We start from the raw sequence: 18,948 nt of genomic DNA, 5'->3' as shown, positions 1-18,948 counted from the left end.
ACCGACTGACAACGTTAACCCGGATTGACCCCCGCGACGGGCGCGTGCGAGGGGGGCGGCAATAATATTGCTCCACATGCGTGCGCATGCGGGTGCCCGGCCGTCACAGCGGCGGAAAATGATAAAGGAGAACTTGGGTGACTGATCGTGTTTCGCGCCATGGCCTCGATGCGCAGGGCATCGCGACAAAGGCGTCTCTCCACTGGAATTTGATCACTGCGCCGCTGGTCGAACATGCGATCCGGCGCGGCGAAGGCAGCCTCGCCGCCGAAGGCCCCCTCGTCGTCGCAACCGGCAAGCACACCGGGCGATCGGCGAAGGACAAGTTCATCGTTCGCGATGCCGAGACCGAGCAGACCGTGTGGTGGGGCAAGACCAACCAGGCGATGACGCCCGAGCACTTCGCCGCACTGAAGGCCGATTTCCTTGCCCAACTGGGTCAGCGCGAAGAGCTGTTCGTGCAGGACCTTTATGGCGGCTCGCAGCCCGAGCATCGCGTGCAGGTGCGCGTGATCAATGAACTCGCGTGGCACAGCCTGTTCATTCGCACCATGCTGGTCCGCCCGGAGACGGAGGCTCTGGCCGGGTTCGTTCCCGACTATACGATCATCGACCTGCCGAGCTTCCGCGCCGATCCCGCGCGCCACGGCACGCGCGGCGAGACGGTGATCGCTGTCAATTTCACCGAAAAGCTGATCCTGATCGGCGGTACTGCCTATGCCGGCGAGATGAAGAAGAGCGTGTTCGGGCTGCTAAATTACCTGCTGCCGGTGGATGGCATCATGCCGATGCATTGTTCGGCCAATATCGGTCCGCAGGGCGACACCGCTATTTTCTTCGGCCTGTCGGGCACCGGCAAGACGACGCTATCGGCAGATGCCAGCCGCACGCTGATCGGTGATGACGAGCATGGCTGGTCGGATACCGCGGTCTTCAACTTCGAAGGCGGCTGCTACGCCAAGATGATCCGCCTTTCGGCCGAAGCCGAACCTGAAATCTTCGCAACGACCAAGCGGTTCGGCACCGTGCTGGAAAATGTCGTTATGGACCCGGAAACGCGGGCGCTCGACCTCGACGATCCCAGCCTCGCCGAGAATAGCCGTGGCTCCTACCCGATCGACTTCATCCCCAATGCCTCGCGGGGCAATCTCGGGCCGGTGCCGCGCAACATGATCTTCCTCACGGCCGATGCATATGGCGTGCTCCCGCCCATCGCCCGACTGACGCCCGAACAGGCGATGTATCATTTCCTGTCGGGCTACACCGCGCGCGTCGCAGGTACCGAAATCGGCGTGACCGAACCTGAGGCGACTTTCTCCACCTGTTTCGGCGCGCCGTTCATGCCGCGTCATCCGTCGGTCTATGGCAATCTGCTGAAGAAGCGGATCGCCGAAGGCAATGTCGCATGCTGGCTGGTCAATACCGGCTGGACCGGCGGCATGTACGGCGTCGGCCACCGGATGCCGATCAAGGCGACCCGGGCGTTGCTGAACGCCGCGCTGGACGGCAGCCTCAATCAGGCGGAGTTCCGGGTCGATCCCTTCTTCGGCTTCCAGGTGCCGGTGGCGGTGCCGGGTGTCGACTCGGGTATTCTCGATCCGCGTGAGACCTGGGCGGACAAGGATGCTTACGACGCGACGGCGGCGAGGCTCGTCGACCTGTTCGTGGAAAACTTCGCCCAGTTCGAAGACCATGTCGAGCCGGGCGTCCGCGCGGCGGCGCCGAAGGTGCGCTTGCTGGCGTAAATCGGCCGACTGCCGCTGTCTTCGCTCCCCTCCCGCTTGCGGGAGGGGATGGGGGAGGGGAGAATGCCGAGCCCAGGGGGAAGCCCAGCTGGGAGCCGCCACGTCGCCCCCTTCCCTGTCCCCCCGCAAGCGGAAGGGGGATTAAGCTATTACCCCTTCCGCGCAGCAATGTGCCGGTCGACGATATGGCCCAGCACGGTCATCGGCACATTGCCCCCCAGCACCAGCGCATCGTTGAACGCGCGGAAGTCGAACTTCTCGCCCAGCGCGTTCTTGGCGCGGCCCCGCAGGCGGTTGATCTCGCTGTGCCCGACCTTGTAGCCGCAGGCCTGACCCGGCCAGGAGCAATAGCGATCGACTTCGCCTTGCACTTCATCCTCGGATGAGCCGTTGGTCTCCACGAACCACTGGATTGCCTGTTCGCGCGTCCAGCGCTTGGCATGCAGGCCCGTATCGACAACCAGCCGGCAGGCGCGGAAGCCCAGCGACTGAAGATAGCCGAGCTTCGCCGCCGGATTGGCGGCATAGACGCCCAATTCGTCGGCAAGCTGCTCGGCATAGAGCGCCCAGCCTTCGGAATAGGCGTTGAATTGCAGCATCGAGCGGATCAGCGGCATCTTGAAGGTGTATTCGCCCTGCCAGGCATGGCCGGGAATTGCCTCATGATACGCAAGATCGGGCAGGCTGAACCGCGTCCAGATGCCGGTCGAGCGCAGATTGATCCATAGCCGGCCTGGCACCTTGCCGTCGATCGTGCCGGGGCCACCATAGGCACCCGCAGCGCCGCTTTCCTCCACCGCCGGAATGCGCTTCACCTCGACATTGCCGGGCACCAGCGTGTGGAATGCCTGCGGCATCCGGCCGCGCATGTCGTTGATGCTGTCCTGCAGGATCTTGATGATCTCGGCGCGGCCTGCATCGGTTTCCGGGAAGGCGAAACGCGGATCCTTGGCAAGCGCGCGCATGCGGGCACCAACGCTACCCTGGCTATAGCCCTGCGCTTTCAGGATCACGTCCATTTCGGCTTGCAGCGCGCGGAGCTGGTCGAGGCCCATCTGGTGGACCTCGTCGGGCGTCATCGTCGTCGTGGTGCCGGCGCTCAGCGCCCAGGCATAATAGGCGTCGCCGTCCTTGAACTTCCACACACCCGCATCATGGGTGGCGCGGGCGCGATGGCGTTCGAGTTCCTTGATCTGGCGGTCGAGCGCGGGGGCAACGCGCTCGGTCGCAATCTGCCAGGCGCGCTGGCCATAATCGCCGCCCATGCCGGCACTGCGATTGGCGACGGAGGTGACGATGTCCCAGCCCGCCGGGTTGCCGCTGCGTGCCATGCGAATCTGCTTGAGGCATTTGTCGAGCAGGAAGTCCGGCGCGATCACGCCAAGGCCGGCTGCCTGTTTCAGTCGTTCCGTCTCGCCGTCGAGCTGATCCGGATAGGAATCGAGCCGGTCGCAATAGGCTTCTGCGTCCTCGCGCGACGCGATCTGGTGATCGCTGTCGAGCATGCGCGGCGTGTCGATATAGGCGCCGACATTCTGCGCGACGACATAGGGTGCGTTCCGCCAGCTGCCCACGGCGACATCGCCATAGGGGAAAGCCATGCCCTTCAGCGCATTGGCGTAGGCAGTCTGGATGACGTCGAGATGGACGCGCATGTCCGGCGAGACTGCGTTCACGTCGATCCGATCGATATCAGCGAGCGTGGCGCGGAGATGGGCGGCCATTTTTGCGACGCCGCCTGGGCTCCGGTCGCCGAGCGCATGCTTGAGGGCTTCGCGCTCCCCCTTGTCGATGCCCAGTGCCGTCGCGCCTTCGGGATTCAGTCGCAGCATTTCTTCGGCAGTGCGGTCGATTAGCCCCTGCGCCTGGGTTTCGGCGGGGGTGGCTCGCGCGGTAGCGGCCACCAGCCCGGTGGCCAGCGCTGCGCCGGATCCAAGCAACATTTCGCGACGGGAAGTACGCATCAATTCTACCTCAGGGGAATAATCAGGAAAGGGGAAGGGTCGCTACCGGCTCAACCAGCAAAGTGGCACCCATGGCGCCGGTGATCCGTACCCGGGCGCCGGCGGGCGCGTCGGCACCGCGCGCTGGCCATTCACCATCCGCGACCCGCACGCGGCCTTCGCCGGCCTCGATCGCGATGGTCACGGTGACCGTCTGGCCCAGTAGCTGCGCCACGCGGTCATTCAGCAACGGTTCGCTGCTCGGAACCGGAAAATCGCGATACCAGCGCTTGCCGATCAGCACGACAGCAAGCGACCATGCGGCGAAGCTGATCATCTGGCCGCCAAGCGTAAGCGCCGGGAAAAGCAACGCGATGGTGCCGGTAAGCACAGCCGCCACGGCGAAGAAGACGAGATAGACGCCCGGCAGCAGCAATTCGGCGATGGCGAAGGCGACGCCCGCGATCAGCCACAGTACTGCCGCCTGGTGCAGCCAGTCCATTGCGCGATCAGCCCTGTTGCTCGAACGGGCCCGGTCGGCGCAGCGGGGCGGGCGGAGTCGGCGCGTTGCCCGACAGTGCCTCCTTGGCCAGTTCGCCAATGCCGCCCAGCGTGCCGATGAGCTGCGTCGCCTCGACCGGGAAGAGGATCGTCTTGGCATTGGGCGAGGTGGCGAATTTGCCCACCGCTTCCACATATTTCTGGGCGATGAAATAGTTGAGCGACGCCGCGCTGCCCGACTCGATCGCATCGGAGACGAGCTGTGTCGCCTTGGCCTCGGCCTCGGCGGCGCGTTCTCGGGCTTCGGCGTCACGGAAGGCGGATTCGCGGCGGCCTTCCGCTTCGAGGATGCGTGCGGCCTTCTGCCCTTCCGCACGCAGGATTTCGGATGCGCGGGCGCCTTCGGCTTCGAGAATGTTGGCGCGCTTTTCGCGCTCGGCCTTCATCTGGCGGCCCATTGCGTTGACAATGTCAGCCGGCGGGCGGATGTCCTTGATCTCGACGCGGGTGATCTTCACGCCCCAGGGCGTGGTCGCATGGTCGACAACCGACAACAGCCGCGCGTTGATTTCGTCGCGCTTCGACAGCGTCTCGTCCAGGTCCATCGACCCCATCACTGTCCGCAGGTTAGTGGTGGTGAGCTGGAGCAGCGCGACATAGAGGTCGGATACCTCATAGGCGGCCTTGGCGGCATCGAGCACCTGGAAGAAGACGACCCCGTCGGTGGAGATCATCGCATTGTCCTTGGTGATGATTTCCTGGCCCGGAATATCTATCACCTGCTCCATCATGTTCACCTTGCGGCCGACGCGATAGAAGAATGCGGGGTAGAAGTTGAAGCCGGGGGTGGCGACCGTCGTGAAGCGACCGAAATGCTCGATCGTGTACTGATAACCCTGGTTCACGATCTTCACGCTGGACATGATGTAGAGCAGCACCAGCACCGCCAGCGCCACCAGAAACGCGGAAATGAGTTCCATTTTCCCCGACTCCCCTCGCAATCGGGTGCATTGCTAGCATAGAGAGGCGCCATGACCAGCATGCCTCTCGCGCCGCGCACCGCGCTTTTCCTGCCAGCATCCAATCCCCGTGCCGTCGCCAAGGCGCGGACGCTGCCGGTCGATATGGTCATCCTCGATCTTGAGGATGCCGTGAAGTCCGAGGACAAGGCCGCTGCCCGTGAAGCGGCGGTAGCCGCAATGGCGGAGGGGTTTGGCGAGCGGATCGCCGCTATCCGCGTCAATGGCATAGGGGACAGCGCCCATGCAGCCGACATTGCGGCGGTGGCCGGATCGGCGTGCGCGATGCTAGTGGTCCCGAAGGTGGAGGATGCCGCCGGTGCTGCTGGCGTGGCTGCCGCAGCGGGCAAGCCGATATTGGCGATGATCGAGACCCCCGCGGGCGCACTTCAGGCATCGGCGATAGCGGCGGCGCCGGGCGTCGCCGGGCTGATCGCGGGCACCAACGACCTAAAGGCGACGCTGGGGATTCCCGCCGGCGCCGGGCGCGACGGTCTGGCGCTGGTGCTGCAGACGATCGTGCTCGCTGCGCGTGCCGCAGGCGGCTGGGCGCTGGACGGCGTATTCAATGCGCTTGCCGATACCGAGGGGTTGGTCGCCGAATGCAGCGCGGGCAGGGCCATGGGGTTCGACGGCAAGACGCTCATCCATCCCGGCCAGATCGCGCCGGCGGCCGCGGCATTCGGCCCCACGCCCGAGGAAATCGCCGATGCTGAGGCGCTGATCGCTGCCGCCAGTGGCGGGGCAGAACGGTTTCGCGACCGGATGATCGAGGCGATGCACGTCGCCCAGGCGCAGGCGCTCCTTTCCCGAGCATTGCGCGAACGGAACGAATAATTTCCTCGTAAAACACCGCGTCGGGCCAGGCCCTTGCTATGTCTCCTGTATGATAAACATGCAGGAACTCGATACTACGCTGCTCCAGGCGATGGGTGCCGAAGAGACGTTCATGGCACGCAAGACCTGTGACGCTTCAGAGCTGTCGCGCCTGCGCTACCAGACCGCGCGCGTCATCTCCGCGCGCCGCCGGATTATCGACATCCTGTATAATCAGGCGCGCGGTCGCGGTGGCCGCCAGGCCGATGCAGCGCGGGAAGTGCGCGCCGGCGATCTTGATGTCCGCATGCGCTACAGCGAGCATGTCAGCGAATGGCCGATCACGCGCGTCGTCGAGGAGATGGATGAATATCGGCGTGCCTGTGCGCGGCTGGGAGAAGTGATCCGGCAGCAGCTCGCGGCGGAACGTGCGGCGCTTTATCCCGACCGAACCTATGTGTCGGACGTAAACCACTAGCGCAGCCCACTAGCGCACCCGCACCCTTGCGGTTACATGGGCCGCCAACTCTCGACTCAAGGATTTGGCGCTCCCCATGGAAATCCCTCTCGGCCTGACTTTCGACGACGTTCTGCTCTATCCGGGCGAATCCGAGATCGTTCCGAGCATGGCGGATACCCGGACGTTCGTCACCAAGAGCCTTGCGCTCAACATTCCGATCCTGTCCTCGGCGATGGATACCGTCACGGAAGGCGATATGGCGATCGTCATGGCCCAGCTGGGCGGTATCGGCGTGCTGCACCGCAACATGGAGATCGACGAGCAGGCTGAGGCGGTACGCGCGGTCAAGCGCTTCGAAAGCGGCATGGTCGTCAATCCGATTACAATGGCACCGAACGGCACGCTGGCAGAGGCGCAGGCGCTGATGGCGCGGCACCGGATCAGCGGCATTCCCATCGTTGAGGCCGACGGCAGGCTGGTCGGCATTCTGACCAACCGCGACGTGCGCTTTGCCGAGAACCCGCATCAGCCGGTGTCGGAGCTGATGACGCACCAGAACCTCGCGACGGTGAAGCTGGGCGTTGCGCAGGAAGAGGCGCGTCGGCTGCTCCATCAGCGCCGGATCGAAAAACTGCTAGTGGTCGACGATGCCTATCGCTGCGTCGGGCTGATCACGGTGAAGGATATCGAAAAGGCAGTCACCTATCCCCACGCCACCAAGGATGCGAGCGGCCGGCTTTGCGTCGCCGCCGCCACGACGGTGGGCGACAAGGGCTTTGCCCGTACCGAGGCGCTGGTTGACGCGGAAGTCGATCTGGTGGTGATCGACACCGCGCACGGCCACAACAAGGACGTCAGCCGCGCCGTCGAGCGGGTAAAGAAGCTGTCGAACCGGGTGCAGGTGATTGCCGGCAATATCGCGACGGCCGAGGCTGCCCGTGCGCTGATCGATGCGGGCGCGGACGGCATCAAGGTCGGTATCGGCCCGGGTTCGATCTGCACTACCCGCGTCGTCGCCGGCGTCGGCGTGCCCCAGCTTACTGCCGTGATGGAAGCGGCCGAGGAAGCCGCCAAGTCGGGCGTGCCGGTGATTGCCGATGGCGGCATCCGCACCTCGGGCGACATCGCCAAGGCGCTCGCGGCAGGCGCGGGCGCGGCGATGATCGGCTCGTTGCTGGCGGGCACCGAGGAAGCGCCGGGGGAAACCTTCCTGTATCAGGGCCGCGCCTACAAGTCGTATCGCGGCATGGGGTCGGTCGGCGCGATGGCAAAGGGCTCGGCCGATCGTTACTTCCAGCAGGACATCAAGGATCAGCTGAAACTGGTACCGGAAGGCATCGAAGGCCAGGTACCGTACAAGGGCCCGGCACGCGATGTGATCCACCAGCTGGTGGGCGGCGTGAAGGCTTCGATGGGCTATGTTGGCGCCGCGACGCTGCCGGAGTTCCAGAAGAAGGCGCGGTTCGTGCGCATCACCAATGCGGGCCTCAAGGAAAGCCACGTCCATGACGTGACGATCACGCGTGAGGCTCCGAACTACCCGACGCGCTGATGCTATGCCGGGCGCGGGGTTATCCCTGCGCCCGCAGACTTTCCGGCAGGGCGGGGGCAATCATTTCCGGTGTCGGCCGGACGATGCAGTTGCGACCTGCGCGCTTCGCCGCATAGAGGCCGCGATCGGCGATGCGATACAGCTGCTGGAAGTCGGTGGCGCCCTGTGCCTCGGCGACGCCGATGCTAACGGTGACGCGGCGGTCGCCCAACGCGGCGCCGTGATCGCAGGCGCCGATCTCGCTCCGGACATGGTCGGCGAACTGCATCAGCGGCATTCCGCCAAGCCCCGCGACCATCACCGCAAACTCTTCGCCGCCCAGTCGCGCGACCGCGCACATCGCCGATTCCCACCGCTCCAGCCGCGCGGCAATGGTCGAAAGCACCGTATCGCCAGCCTCATGGCCGAGCAGATCATTGATCGACTTGAAGCGATCAATGTCGATCAACAGCAGCGCCACCGGCGCATTTTCGCTACGGGCGAACTGCAGAAGCGGTCCGATCATGGTGATGAAGCCGCGGCGGTTGCGCAGGCCGGTCAGCGGATCTCGGCCGGCGAGCTCGCTGGCCTGCGCTTCCGCCGCCCGGGCGCGGTCGCGTTCGATGCGCAGGCGGGCGAGCCGCCGGCTCGCAGCGACCGATAACCAGATCGTCTGCCAAGATGCCGCGAAGAGCACCAGTAACTGTGCACCGCCACCCCACAGGCTCGATCCCAGATCGATGAATTGCGTAAGCGCGAGCGCAGCCATTGGCACGGCCCAGGCACCGGCAAGTGCGCGCGCATCACTGCTACCGCGCCGCCACGCTAAGCCAAGGCATAGTGCCACGGCGCCCAGAACGGCGAGCGTGAGGATGCTTAGCACCGCGCCGATCCATTCGATTGCCTGACTACGGACGAGCGCGGCGGGTATTCCCAGCAAGCCAATCGACAGGCCGAGCGCCAGCGTGGTCCAGCGCAGAAGGGGCGGGATCTCTTCGCCTTCGATCGACGTGACCGCGCTGATCGTCGCCAGCGTGACAGCCAGCGTGGCGAGAAAGGTGCAACATTGCGATGCCGGCGCCCCGGCCAGCCCGGGAAAGAGTAGCAACAGCAGTTGCGACCAGGTCGCCCCCCACAAGAGCATGCATGCTGCCCAGACGCCCTGCCAGGCCAGAAATTGTCGCCGTACGGCGAGGGCCAGTGAGCCGTTGTACAGCGAGCCTACCAGCAGCAGGGTAAGTGCCGCGCCGATCAGTCCGCCGAGCGAGGCGGACTGGATTTCGCCCCAGCCGTCGCGTTCCATCCGGATACGCAGAAACTGGTAGCTGGCGAGCCTGTCGAACCGCAACACCACCGCAACGGGCGCCACCTGGCCTCCCGGCGCGCGGAAGGCAATTTGAGCGCCGGGACGCCAATGCGTGCCGAACGCGCCGCTTCGCACGCTTTGCCAGGCAATATCGCCGTTCGAAGCAATGAAACCGACCGAGAGGCTGTCAAACCGGCTATGGTGTACGAGTATCTCGACCGGTTCCTCCGATCGGCCCGTTTTGGGAAGCGGCGCGCGGAGCCACAAACTGCCTTGCTGATAGTTGCTTGGCGTCCCGGTGCACCGAAAGGCCAGGCGCCTGGCGGCCGAAAGTGGCGCATTCAGGGAAGAGACGGCGTGACATAGCGGATCGCCCAGCGCCAGCGGGGTTGCCGCGGCCGGGCAGATGCCGGCGAACACTAGCGTCAGCACGAACAGCCATGTCGCACCGACAGCGCGCAATACGCTCCCCCCAGATCCCATGGGCAGGGGATGCCACCAGTTGGTGAGGAAATGCTTACCAACATAGCAATGCAGGCAAGGGCGCTAGGAATCTGCCGGCAATCCGCCTAGCGGGATGGCGTGATCCTGTCTTTCCTGCCCGAACCCTCTCTGTCGGCGTTTGCTTCCGGTTCCCCGTTACCGGAGAATCTCGCATGACACCGGCCGCAAGGCTGCAAATGGCGATTGACCTGCTCGATCGCATCATTGCCGCCGCGCGCGATCAGGGCGCGGCGGCGGACGTGCTGCTGGCGCGCTGGTTCGCCGAACGCCGCTTCGCCGGGTCGAAAGATCGCCGGGCGGTGCGCGAGCTGGTCTATGCGGCGATCCGCCATTGCGGCGAGCGGCCGGAAAGCGGCCGGGCGGCAATGCTCGCCCTTGCCAAGGCGCGGCCAGAACTGGCGGCGCTTTTCAATGGCTCTCCCTATGGACCTGCGCCGATCCGCCCCGATGAGTCCGTCGCCGAAGCCGGGGCCCTGCCGCGCTGGCTGGCGGAGCGCTTCGCCCAGTCGGGCCTCGGACCAGAGGAACAGGCCGCTCTGCTGGACCGCGCCCCGCTCGACGTGCGCATCAACCGGCTCAAGGCTTCCCCAGCTGCCGTGGCGGCTGAGCTACCGGAGGTGCAGCTGCTGCCGTTCGCGCCCGATGCGCTGCGGCTCGCCACAGAGCTGCAGGTTGAAACGCTCCCTGCATATCAGACCGGCGCCCTTGAAGTGCAGGATGCGGGTAGTCAGCTGGTGACGGCGCTCGCTGGCGCCCGGCCCGACGATCGCGTTGTCGATTTATGCGCGGGAGCAGGGGGCAAGACGCTGGCGCTGGCCGCGGCAATGGCAAATCGCGGCACCATCCTGGCATGTGACGTCGATCGACCGCGCCTGTCGCGACTGATGCCGCGCGCCGCGCGTGCGGGTGTCACGATTGCGGAGACCCGGCTACTCGACCCCAATCGGGAGGCAGAGGCGCTGGCGGACTGGCGGGAGACCGCCGATCTGGTGCTGATCGATGCACCCTGTTCGGGCACCGGTACCTGGCGACGCAACCCCGAAGCCCGCTGGCGGCTGACGCCGGCGGCGCTCGAACGCTATGTCAGCATTCAGGCGCGGTTGCTGCAGGTGGCAGCAACGCTGGTGCGGCCTGGCGGTACGCTGGTCCACATCGTCTGTTCGCTGCTCGATGCCGAAGGCGCCGGGCAGGTGCAGCGCTTTTTGGACGAGCATCAGGACTGGTCGGCCGTTCCGCTCGATGCCCCTGCCGGTACACCGCGCGGCCCGGGACTTCGGCTAACCCCGCTGAAGGACTCGACCGACGGCTTTTTTGTCGCGAAGATGGTGCGGCAATGATAGCGACACGACACTCGGTTTTGGAGAATGTGATGCGGATCACCGCAATTTCGGCGGCGGCCGGCCTGCTGTTGCTTTCGGTTTCCACCAGCCTGAGCGCGCAGCGTCCCGATACGCAGATCGATCCCCGCTCGATCGCGCTCGTCAAGGAAGCGCGCGCGGCACAGGCGGCCGGCAACGTCGAGGGGGCCAATGATCTGCTCGAAAGCGCTGCCACGGTCGATCCCCGCAATCGCGAGGCGTTCGTGCTGCTGGGCGATATTGCGCGTGCGCAGGAGTTGCCCGGCAAGGCGATCCGCTTCTATGGTGAGGCGCTGAAGCTGGAGCCGAACGATCCCGCCGCGCTGCGCGGTCAGGGTGAGGCGATGGTGGCCAAGGGCGCGATGCAGCGGGCGAAGGACAACCTCGCCACGCTCAAGATCATCTGCAAGGCAGGCTGCGCTGATTCTACTGCGTTGGCAGCCGCGATCGCCAAGGGGCCGCCGCCTAGCCCGCTGGCAGCCGCTGAGCCGGCGACGAAGGACCAAGGCGAGCCCTGATCGGGGTGCAGCCGGTCAGTTGCCGAGGGCGTGCGCGATGGCGACGAACTCGGCGACGCTGACCGTCTCGGCACGGCGGCTGGCGTCGATGCCCAGTTTTTCCAGCGCCGCCAGCGCGCCGGGGACGGGCTTCAGGCTCTGCCGCAGCATTTTCCGCCGCTGTCCGAAAGCCGCTGCCGTTACTGCCTCCAGCAGTGGCAACCGAACCTCCGCCGGCGCTTCGGTCGGGGTGATGTGGACCACCGCCGACATTACCTTGGGCGGGGGCGTGAAGGCGGAGCGATGGACATTCATCGCGATGCGGGGCGTGCTGCGCCATTGGGCCAACACCGCCAGCCGGCCATAATGTTCGGTGCCCGGCTGCGCTACGATCCGCTCGGCGACTTCCTTCTGGAACATTAGCGTCAGGCTTGCCCACCAAGGGTGCCATTCGGCGGAGAGCCAGCCGATCAGGAGCGCCGTGCCGACATTATAGGGAAGGTTGGAGGCGATGTGCGGCTTGCCCGCAAACAGCGTCGGCGCATCGACCTGCAGCGCATCGCCTTCGATGATGCGAAGCTGGCCGGGGAAATAGCCCGCCAGTTCCTCCAGCGCCGGAATGCAGCGCCGGTCCCGCTCAACCGCCGTTACCTTCGCCCCCGCCTGAAGCAGGGCGCGCGTAAGGCCGCCGGGTCCAGGACCTACCTCGAACACTTCGGCGCCCGCCAGATCGCCCGGCACCCGGGCGATGCGCGCCAGCAATTGCCCGTCGAACAGGAAATTCTGCCCCAGCGCCTTGCTGGCGCTGAGTCCGTAGCGGGCAATGACGTCGCGGAGCGGCGGCAGATCGGTCACTGGGCGCCGTCTGCCCTGCGCTGGGCGGCCTGCGCGGCCATGCGGAGCGCGGCAATCATCGCGCCGGGATTGGCTTCATTCCGTCCGGCGATGCCGAAGGCGGTGCCGTGATCGGGCGAGGTGCGGACGATCGGCAGCCCCAGCGTCATGTTCACGCCGTCGTCGAAATGCAGCGTCTTGATTGGGATCAGCGCCTGGTCGTGATAGAGGCAGAGTGCCGCATCGTACCCGGCACGCGCGCGGGCATGGAACATCGTATCGGCGGCATAAGGCCCGGTCGCATCGATGCCTTCCGCACGCAGCATCTCGATCGCCGGCGTCAATATGTCGATCTCTTCGCGGCCCAGCGCACCACTTTCGCCGGCATGGGGATTTAGCCCGGCAAAGGCCAGGCGCGGGCGCTCGATACCGAAGTTGCGGAACAGTCCACGTGCGGTCACACGGGCCTTGGCGACGATCAGTTCCACCGAAATCAGCGAAGGCACGTGTGCCAGCGCGACGTGAACGGTGATCGGTACAACGCGCAGAGTAGGGCCGGCCAACATCATCACGGCATTGTCGGCAGCAACACCGCAGCGCTCGGCGATGAATTCGGTCTGCCCTGGATGGGTAAAGCCGACCTTGTAGAGCTGGGCCTTGGAAACGGGCGCCGTCACCAGTCCGTCCGCCGCCCCGGCATTGGCAACGCCCACCGCAACTTCCAGCGATTGCAGCGCAGTGCGCGCACTTTCGACATCGGGCTGGCCCGGCTGGACGTCACCGGAATCGCTGATGGCAAGAACCGGCAGCGCTTCGGCGAAGACGCCCGCCGCTTCGGCCGGATCCCGGATCGCCGTTATCGGACCGTCCCAGACGCGCTGGACCGCCCGCAAATCGCCGATCGCGAAGAAAGGCGGCACCGAGTGTTCGGTGCGGGCGGCCCAGGCCTTGGCAGTGATCTCCGGGCCGATACCGGCCGAATCTCCCATCGCCACGGCAAGCGGGCGAGCCTGGGCTGCGCCCGCCGGCATATCAGCGATATTCGACGAGAGCGTCGCGGCGCAGGTCGCGCAGCATACGTTCGGCGCGCAGGTTGACGCGCTGATCTTCCATCTGCTGCTGCACCTGATCCACCGACGGCGTGTAGCTGGGGGGCGGATCGTCGCGACCGCAGATCACCAGCACGCGCACGCCATCTTCAACCGAGCCGAACGGCTGGGTTGCCTGACCGACCTGGAGGGGCAGGATCAGGTTCTGGAGCGCGACGGGCAGCTGGTTGATGACAACGCCGTCGCGGTCGACGACATCGGCGCGCTCGGCGGCCGCAACCTTGGCGACGTCACCGCAACCGCGAATGCCCTGGGTCGCCTTCGCGAAGTCGGCAGCGCGGGCGCTGGCCTGTGCTTCGGTCGTGCCCTTGGGGAATGCGATTGATAGCTGACGCAGGCTCAGCTTCGCCTCGCGCGGATCGGGAATGCCGACCTTATGCTTTTCCGCCAGATAAATGATGGAAAATCCAGCCGAGAGCGGGATTGGCCCGGCTACCTGGCCGACCTGCATCGTCTGCACGGCCTGCGCCAGCTGATCGGGCAACATTGCCGACTGGATCCAGCCGAGATCGCCACCGCGTGCGCGGGTCGAGCTCTGCGAATAGGTGCGGGCGAGATAGTCGAACGGCGTGCCCTGACGCATCTGTTCGATCAGCTGCTGCATACCGGAGGCGACTTCCTGCGCGCGATCCGGCGTGGCGTTCTGATAGATTTCGAAGACGTGATACTCGTCAGTGCCCCTCTGGGCGGTCATACGATCGATCATCGCCTTGACCTCGGCTTCGCCGACATTGACGTTTACCTTGCGACGCAGCAGCTGGCTCCAGGCAAGTTCGGCCTCGATCTGGCGCTTGATCGACCGTTCCGACGAACCGATCTCGCGCAGCCAGCCGCGCATCTGCTCCGGCGTGCGCTGATAGCGCTGCGCGACGCGAGCAAAGCTTTGCTCGATCTGTTTGGGGTCAACCGTGATGTCGTTCGACTTGGCTTCCTGAATTTCCAGGGTTTCGTCGATCAGCTGGCGCAGCATCGCAAGGCGCAGCTGGTCGCGCTCTTCCGGCTTCAGCGTCAGCTTCTGCATCGCGATCACCAGCGCAACCCGCTGGTCGACATCGGTGCCGGTGAGCACATAGTCGTTCACGATGGCGGTCGGCTTGCGAATATTGGGGTTCGCCTTGCCGAAAATTTCCAGATTGCTGGGCAGGTCCAGCGCTGTCGTCGGCATCGACTGGCCAGACGTGTCGGGAACCGTCTGCGCGATCGCAGTCGTTGCCAGCACCGCCACTGCGGCACCGGAAAGCAGCGTACCTCCGGCCAAAACCATCTTGCGAATGCCGATATTCACGTGAGAACGACCCTCATCCCAATTTGCCGGAGCGTTGCGCTTAGTCGCGAATTGTGCCTGAACCAAGGCTTAGCGTCGGGTAAGCCGATACGTCTAGCGTCCCAGATTCTTGAACGCGAGCGTCAGCAGATACGAATTGCCCGCCTTGGCGTCGCCGGTAGTGGCGTAATCGCGCCGCCACGTCACGCCGATGCGCAGGCAATCATCTTCATAATTGATCCCGAACCGGTGTCGCACGGGCTGAAAACCGTCGGCATTGGATAGGGGATCGGCGCTGTTTTTGGTAAGGTCGATCAGAGTCGATCCCGATGCCGACCAGAAACGGCCGATCTGGATGCGCCCCGCGAGGCGGATTTCCGATCGGTCCTGCAAGTCCTCGAGCGCGCTCGAGATGTTGCGGTTGAGGTTGATATAGCCGATCTGCGCATAGGTTGCGCGCGAACCGATCGACATGTCGATTTCGTTGCGCCGGACGGCGAAACTGTCCTTATCGATGCGGAAGCGGTGCGTGACGCTGAAGAAATCGCGGAAGCGGATCACGGTGCGACCCACAATGTCGGATACGCGCCCGCTCAGCCCCGTGCCGTCTGGGAAGAGGGACGCGCGCGACGACAGGCGATAGCTCTGGCCAATGTTGGAATCGATGCTGAGGCCAGGCAGATATAGGGCATAGTCCATGCCCCAGGTGAAGCGCGACGAATCCTCGAACCGGTCATAGCCGGGGAAGCGGTTGAGCGCGAAAAGGTTCGAATCCTCGAGATCGACTGCGCGGGCATCCTCATTGGGAATGCTCATATTGGCGATGTTGGGCGCCGCAACCACCTGGACGCGGGGCGTGATACGCTGGGTGCCGCCGAACAGCTCGCCGATCAGCGGCCATTTCATGTCCACTGCCGTCGCGGCGATGCCGCGAAACTGGAAGCCGGAGTTGCCGCGATAGCTCGGTACGGACGTCGCATCGATGTTCGAGGTGTTGTAGATGTCGCCCCGCGTATAGGCGGTCAGGGTGATTTCCTGCCCCCATGCGGTGAGCTTGCGCAGATGCCACTGCGCGACGGCAAAGCCTCGCTGCGTGTCCTGCCCGCCGGTGCGGGTGAGGGCCAGCGTGTTGAGCTGGAAATCGAACGTGCCGCCGATCAGACCCTCTTCGGCGCGGCGCCGATAGTCGATCTCGGGCAGGGCGACCGGCTGGAGGCCCTGACGATCGCCGACGCGAAGCGTTTCGACGAACCAGGCGTTGATCGACAGGTAGCTGTTCTCGTCGACCCGTTCGACCCGGACGTTGTTGCGCAAGCGGTCGTCGCGCGAAATGTCGTAGCGGCGCAGAAAGGTGCGGTCGCTGCTGAGCCGCAGCGAGCTGCTGACGCTCCAGTTCGGATCGAGCTGGAAGGTGCCGGCCAGGTCGAAATAGCCGCGGAAGTCGTTCCGCGACGTGGCGGCGGTCACCGGCACGGTCAGGTCGTCGGCGCGCCGGCTATAGGTGGCGTAGGCGCTGACGCGGAATGCGCCGAGGGTGTTCAGGTCGCGGAAATCGACCTGCACCAGCGGCAGCGCGGCCGAGTAGATATGCGGCGTGATGGTAAGGTCGCGGTTTGGCCCCATGGTGAAGACGTAGGGGGCGGCAAGCTGCAGACCGTTGGTGCCGCCATAGCGCACATCGGGCGTCAGAAAGCCGTTCTCGCTGCGATTGCCTGCCGGGTGAGAGAAGGCCGGCAGCGGAATGGTGACCACATTGAAGATCGAGATGCGGGCGCCGTTGTAGCGGATGCGCTGTCGTTTCGGGTCGTAGACAACACGATCGGCCGTGATCTTCCACGAAGGTTCCTTGGGGCAGCCCGCCGTGTCGGTCACTGCGCAGGGCGTGTAGGCGGCATGTTCCACCGTCACCAGCCCGCTGGGACTGCGAACGCCGCGCTGGGCGGCAACGCGCCCGCCCGCGTCGAGCACCAGCATCATATTGTCGACCACGCCATCCTTCAGCGAATCGGTCAACTCCATGCGGTCGCCATAGGCGGCATCGCCCTGCGGATTGGCGACGACGATATTGCCTTCGGCAAAGACCTTGCCGGTCTTGCGGTTCCAGGTCACCTTGTCCGCGCGCAACCGGTTGCTTTCGCGGTACATCAGCACGTCGCCGCTTGCCGTGACGACATCCTCGTTGGTGTCATATTCCAGCGTGTCGGCGCTGAACTGAACCTGTTCCGGGTCTTTCGGCAACGGTGTAGCCGATGGAGGAGGCGTTTCGACCGGGCGATCGTTCAGGTCCGGCCCGCGCGCCTGTTGCGGCGCCGCCGGCTGGATATCGCCCGACTGGGGGCGCTGGTCAGCCGCTTCCTGTGCGTGGACCTGGCCCGCAAGGCACAGGCCAAGTGCAGCCGGGAAGAGCATGGCCTGGCGCGTCACGTAATTTCCCACCTTTGATTTCAACTCCCCGGCACGCGGCATGCACTGCCCTATCGCAGCGGTTGCGGCATCGCAACGCCATGCACGTTGGCCCGAACGCGCATCGCGGCTATCAGGGGGCATGCAGGTTGATTTCTATCATCTTACCCGGCTGCCGCTGGATCGCGTGCTGCCGCAGATCGCCGAAAAGGTGGTCGCGGGCGGCGAGCGGCTTCTGATCGTGGCAGAGGATGCGGCGTTGCGCGCGCATGTCGACCAGCTACTCTGGACCTATCAGCCTGACTCGTTTCTGCCGCACGGCCTGGCTGGTGGAGAACAGGATGCCGACCAGCCGATCCTGATCAGCGAAGCGGCAGTGGCGGCCAATGGCGCAACCCATATCGCGCTTGTCGACGGACGCTGGCGAGACGAAGCGCTCGGCTTCGCGCGCGCTTTCCATCTGTTCGATGAAACCAATATCGATGCCGCCCGCACCGCGTGGCGAAGCTTGGGCGAACGCGCCGATGTGGAGCGGCGTTATTGGAAACAGGACGAAAATGGGCGTTGGGCCAAGATGGCCTGAGCTTGCATATCGGTCGCATGGGGACTAGGGAGCCGCGACTTCCCATAACACCAACTGCAGGAGCCGCACGGCCATGGCCGCGACCCGGACCTTTTCGATCATCAAGCCCGATGCAACCCGCCGCAACCTGACCGGCGCCGTCACCAAGATGCTGGAAGAAGCAGGCCTTCGTGTCGTCGCTTCCAAGCGCATCCAGATGACGCGCGAACAGGCCGAAGGCTTTTACGCGGTCCACAAGGAACGCCCCTTCTTCAACGACCTCGTCGAGTTCATGATCTCGGGTCCGGTCGTGGTGCAGGTGCTCGAAGGTGAGAACGCCGTGCAGCGCAACCGCGACATCATGGGCGCCACCAACCCCGCCAATGCCGAGCCGGGCACGATCCGCAAGGAACTGGCCGAATCGATCGAAGCCAATTCGGTCCATGGTTCGGATTCGGAAGAGAATGCGGCGATCGAAATCGCCTTCTTCTTCAAGCCGGAAGAAATCGTCGGCTGACGATCCGCTCCCTTTGCAAGAATGAGGCGGGGCCGGAAGGGAACTTCCGGCCCCGTTCTTTTACTTGGCGGGCGCGCTCGGCATTCCCGGGCACGCGGTGATTTCCTGGCCCGCAATCCGCTTGCCGCCGGCGCTGATATCGGGCCGTACGCGCATGCCCGCGGCGAACAGATGCGCCATGGCTGCGCGGGTGTCGTTGTCGCCGCACATGCCCTGGGTAAAGCCTGCTGCCAGCGCGCTGCTGTTGTCGGCCATTTCGGCGGGTACGTCGATCAGCACGATGAGCAGGGGGCCTTCGGCACGCGCTTCCATCAGGCGAACGCCTTCTCCCATATCCTTAGGGAGCGGTTGCATCATGCTTGCAATCTGCTTTGCCGCATTGGCGGGATCGATTGTCGGCGCGGCCTGCGCGGGCGCGGGGGGCTTGGCGGCGGTCGCGGCCTTGTCCTGCGCCCGGGCAGGCGTCGCGGCAAATTGCGCCAGCGCCAGCGCGCCGGCGGCGACCATGAACTTCAACATTTTAGGTTACTCCCCCTGCGGTTATTTGCGCAGGCTATCAGCCAGGGCAGCCCGCAACAA

At 65.0% G+C, this 18,948-nt stretch carries 17 protein-coding genes; 8 read left to right on the top strand and 9 right to left on the bottom strand.

Annotated features, from left to right (window positions below; translation table 11 throughout):
- Positions 1–137 precede the first annotated feature (137 nt).
- Positions 138–1,745, top strand: coding sequence for a phosphoenolpyruvate carboxykinase (locus ACT53K_RS07420; protein WP_476227923.1), 1,608 nt, complete (start codon positions 138–140; stop codon positions 1,743–1,745).
- Between the two features lie 149 nt (positions 1,746–1,894).
- On the opposite strand, the gene ACT53K_RS07415 is transcribed toward ACT53K_RS07420, so the two are convergent.
- From ACT53K_RS07415 to ACT53K_RS07405, 3 genes are read right to left on the bottom strand one after another with little or no spacing between them, the layout of a single operon-like run.
- Complete coding sequence (locus ACT53K_RS07415; protein WP_476227922.1) at positions 1,895–3,709, bottom strand: DUF885 domain-containing protein; 1,815 nt, start codon at positions 3,707–3,709, stop codon at positions 1,895–1,897.
- A gap of 22 nt (positions 3,710–3,731) precedes the next feature.
- The gene (locus tag ACT53K_RS07410) at positions 3,732–4,190 is read right to left on the bottom strand and encodes an NfeD family protein (protein WP_476227921.1); all 459 of its coding nucleotides are present in this window, start codon (positions 4,188–4,190) and stop codon (positions 3,732–3,734) included.
- 7 nt (positions 4,191–4,197) lie between these two features.
- Positions 4,198–5,169, bottom strand: coding sequence for an SPFH domain-containing protein (locus ACT53K_RS07405; protein WP_476227920.1), 972 nt, complete (start codon positions 5,167–5,169; stop codon positions 4,198–4,200).
- A 51-nt stretch (positions 5,170–5,220) separates the two neighbouring features.
- Between ACT53K_RS07405 and ACT53K_RS07400 the strand changes: the two genes are divergently transcribed.
- The 3 genes from ACT53K_RS07400 (at position 5,221) to guaB (ending at position 8,036) form a co-directional block, all read left to right on the top strand.
- On the top strand, positions 5,221–6,045 hold the full coding sequence (locus ACT53K_RS07400; protein WP_476227919.1) for an HpcH/HpaI aldolase/citrate lyase family protein: 825 nt from the start codon (positions 5,221–5,223) through the stop codon (positions 6,043–6,045).
- A 58-nt stretch (positions 6,046–6,103) separates the two neighbouring features.
- Positions 6,104–6,502, top strand: coding sequence for a hypothetical protein (locus ACT53K_RS07395; protein ID WP_476227918.1), 399 nt, complete (start codon positions 6,104–6,106; stop codon positions 6,500–6,502).
- A 76-nt stretch (positions 6,503–6,578) separates the two neighbouring features.
- Positions 6,579–8,036: an IMP dehydrogenase gene (guaB, locus tag ACT53K_RS07390; RefSeq protein WP_476227917.1), complete on the top strand. Its 1,458-nt coding sequence runs from the start codon at positions 6,579–6,581 to the stop codon at positions 8,034–8,036.
- A gap of 19 nt (positions 8,037–8,055) precedes the next feature.
- Here guaB and ACT53K_RS07385 read toward each other — a convergent pair whose 3' ends face one another.
- A complete protein-coding gene (locus tag ACT53K_RS07385) occupies positions 8,056–9,783 on the bottom strand; it encodes a sensor domain-containing diguanylate cyclase (RefSeq protein ID WP_476227916.1) in 1,728 nt (575 codons plus the stop codon).
- 194 nt (positions 9,784–9,977) lie between these two features.
- On the opposite strand from ACT53K_RS07385, the gene ACT53K_RS07380 reads away from it, so the two are divergent.
- Together ACT53K_RS07380 and ACT53K_RS07375 are read left to right on the top strand one after the other, a co-directional pair.
- Entirely contained in the window at positions 9,978–11,162 is a 1,185-nt protein-coding gene (locus tag ACT53K_RS07380; RefSeq protein ID WP_476227915.1) for an RsmB/NOP family class I SAM-dependent RNA methyltransferase, read from the top strand.
- Positions 11,163–11,194: 32 nt separating this feature from the next.
- Positions 11,195–11,701 (top strand): tetratricopeptide repeat protein, encoded by a 507-nt coding sequence (locus ACT53K_RS07375; RefSeq protein WP_476227914.1) that lies wholly within the window; start codon positions 11,195–11,197, stop codon positions 11,699–11,701.
- A gap of 15 nt (positions 11,702–11,716) precedes the next feature.
- Here the strand turns inward: ACT53K_RS07375 and rsmA are convergent, their stop codons facing one another.
- The 4 genes from rsmA to ACT53K_RS07355 form a co-directional block, all read right to left on the bottom strand.
- Positions 11,717–12,535 carry a 16S rRNA (adenine(1518)-N(6)/adenine(1519)-N(6))-dimethyltransferase RsmA gene (gene rsmA / locus ACT53K_RS07370; RefSeq protein ID WP_476227913.1) on the bottom strand — a complete coding sequence of 273 codons (819 nt, stop codon included), beginning with the start codon at positions 12,533–12,535 and terminating at the stop codon, positions 11,717–11,719.
- Entirely contained in the window at positions 12,532–13,545 is a 1,014-nt protein-coding gene (gene pdxA, locus ACT53K_RS07365) for a 4-hydroxythreonine-4-phosphate dehydrogenase PdxA (RefSeq protein ID WP_476227912.1), read from the bottom strand. Before pdxA ends, rsmA begins: the two co-directional genes overlap by 4 nt.
- Before the next feature lies 1 nt (position 13,546).
- Positions 13,547–14,887 carry a peptidylprolyl isomerase gene (locus ACT53K_RS07360; protein ID WP_476227911.1) on the bottom strand — a complete coding sequence of 447 codons (1,341 nt, stop codon included), beginning with the start codon at positions 14,885–14,887 and terminating at the stop codon, positions 13,547–13,549.
- A gap of 114 nt (positions 14,888–15,001) precedes the next feature.
- Positions 15,002–17,296, bottom strand: a complete 2,295-nt coding sequence (locus ACT53K_RS07355; RefSeq protein WP_476228005.1) for an LPS-assembly protein LptD — start codon at positions 17,294–17,296, stop codon at positions 15,002–15,004.
- 136 nt (positions 17,297–17,432) lie between these two features.
- On the opposite strand from ACT53K_RS07355, the gene ACT53K_RS07350 reads away from it, so the two are divergent.
- Complete coding sequence (locus tag ACT53K_RS07350) at positions 17,433–17,873, top strand: DNA polymerase III subunit chi (RefSeq protein ID WP_476227910.1); 441 nt, start codon at positions 17,433–17,435, stop codon at positions 17,871–17,873.
- A gap of 73 nt (positions 17,874–17,946) precedes the next feature.
- Positions 17,947–18,369: a nucleoside-diphosphate kinase gene (gene ndk / locus ACT53K_RS07345; RefSeq protein WP_476227909.1), complete on the top strand. Its 423-nt coding sequence runs from the start codon at positions 17,947–17,949 to the stop codon at positions 18,367–18,369.
- 60 nt (positions 18,370–18,429) lie between these two features.
- Here the strand turns inward: ndk and ACT53K_RS07340 are convergent, their stop codons facing one another.
- Positions 18,430–18,888 carry a hypothetical protein gene (locus ACT53K_RS07340; RefSeq protein WP_476227908.1) on the bottom strand — a complete coding sequence of 153 codons (459 nt, stop codon included), beginning with the start codon at positions 18,886–18,888 and terminating at the stop codon, positions 18,430–18,432.
- Positions 18,889–18,948 lie beyond the last annotated feature (60 nt).

Source organism: Sphingomonas sp. DMC8 (assembly GCF_056314185.1).
Note: the sequence above shows the minus strand (reverse complement) of the source record. Positions and strands in the feature narration are given on the sequence as shown.

Excerpts from the sequence above, each read along its gene's own strand:
- ACT53K_RS07355 (WP_476228005.1), bottom strand. The coding sequence starts at position 17,296 with ATGCTCTTCCCGGCTGCACTTGGCCTGTGCCTTGCGGGCCAGGTCCAC.
- ACT53K_RS07405 (WP_476227920.1), bottom strand. The coding sequence starts at position 5,169 with ATGGAACTCATTTCCGCGTTTCTGGTGGCGCTGGCGGTGCTGGTGCTG.
- ACT53K_RS07340 (WP_476227908.1), bottom strand. The coding sequence starts at position 18,888 with ATGTTGAAGTTCATGGTCGCCGCCGGCGCGCTGGCGCTGGCGCAATTT.
- ACT53K_RS07415 (WP_476227922.1), bottom strand. The coding sequence starts at position 3,709 with ATGCGTACTTCCCGTCGCGAAATGTTGCTTGGATCCGGCGCAGCGCTG.
- pdxA (WP_476227912.1), bottom strand. The coding sequence starts at position 13,545 with ATGCCGGCGGGCGCAGCCCAGGCTCGCCCGCTTGCCGTGGCGATGGGA.
- ACT53K_RS07395 (WP_476227918.1), top strand. The coding sequence starts at position 6,104 with ATGCAGGAACTCGATACTACGCTGCTCCAGGCGATGGGTGCCGAAGAG.
- ACT53K_RS07380 (WP_476227915.1), top strand. The coding sequence starts at position 9,978 with ATGACACCGGCCGCAAGGCTGCAAATGGCGATTGACCTGCTCGATCGC.
- ACT53K_RS07375 (WP_476227914.1), top strand. The coding sequence starts at position 11,195 with ATGCGGATCACCGCAATTTCGGCGGCGGCCGGCCTGCTGTTGCTTTCG.
- ACT53K_RS07400 (WP_476227919.1), top strand. The coding sequence starts at position 5,221 with ATGACCAGCATGCCTCTCGCGCCGCGCACCGCGCTTTTCCTGCCAGCA.
- ACT53K_RS07410 (WP_476227921.1), bottom strand. The coding sequence starts at position 4,190 with ATGGACTGGCTGCACCAGGCGGCAGTACTGTGGCTGATCGCGGGCGTC.
- ACT53K_RS07360 (WP_476227911.1), bottom strand. The coding sequence starts at position 14,887 with ATGGTTTTGGCCGGAGGTACGCTGCTTTCCGGTGCCGCAGTGGCGGTG.
- ACT53K_RS07350 (WP_476227910.1), top strand. The coding sequence starts at position 17,433 with ATGCAGGTTGATTTCTATCATCTTACCCGGCTGCCGCTGGATCGCGTG.
- guaB (WP_476227917.1), top strand. The coding sequence starts at position 6,579 with ATGGAAATCCCTCTCGGCCTGACTTTCGACGACGTTCTGCTCTATCCG.
- ndk (WP_476227909.1), top strand. The coding sequence starts at position 17,947 with ATGGCCGCGACCCGGACCTTTTCGATCATCAAGCCCGATGCAACCCGC.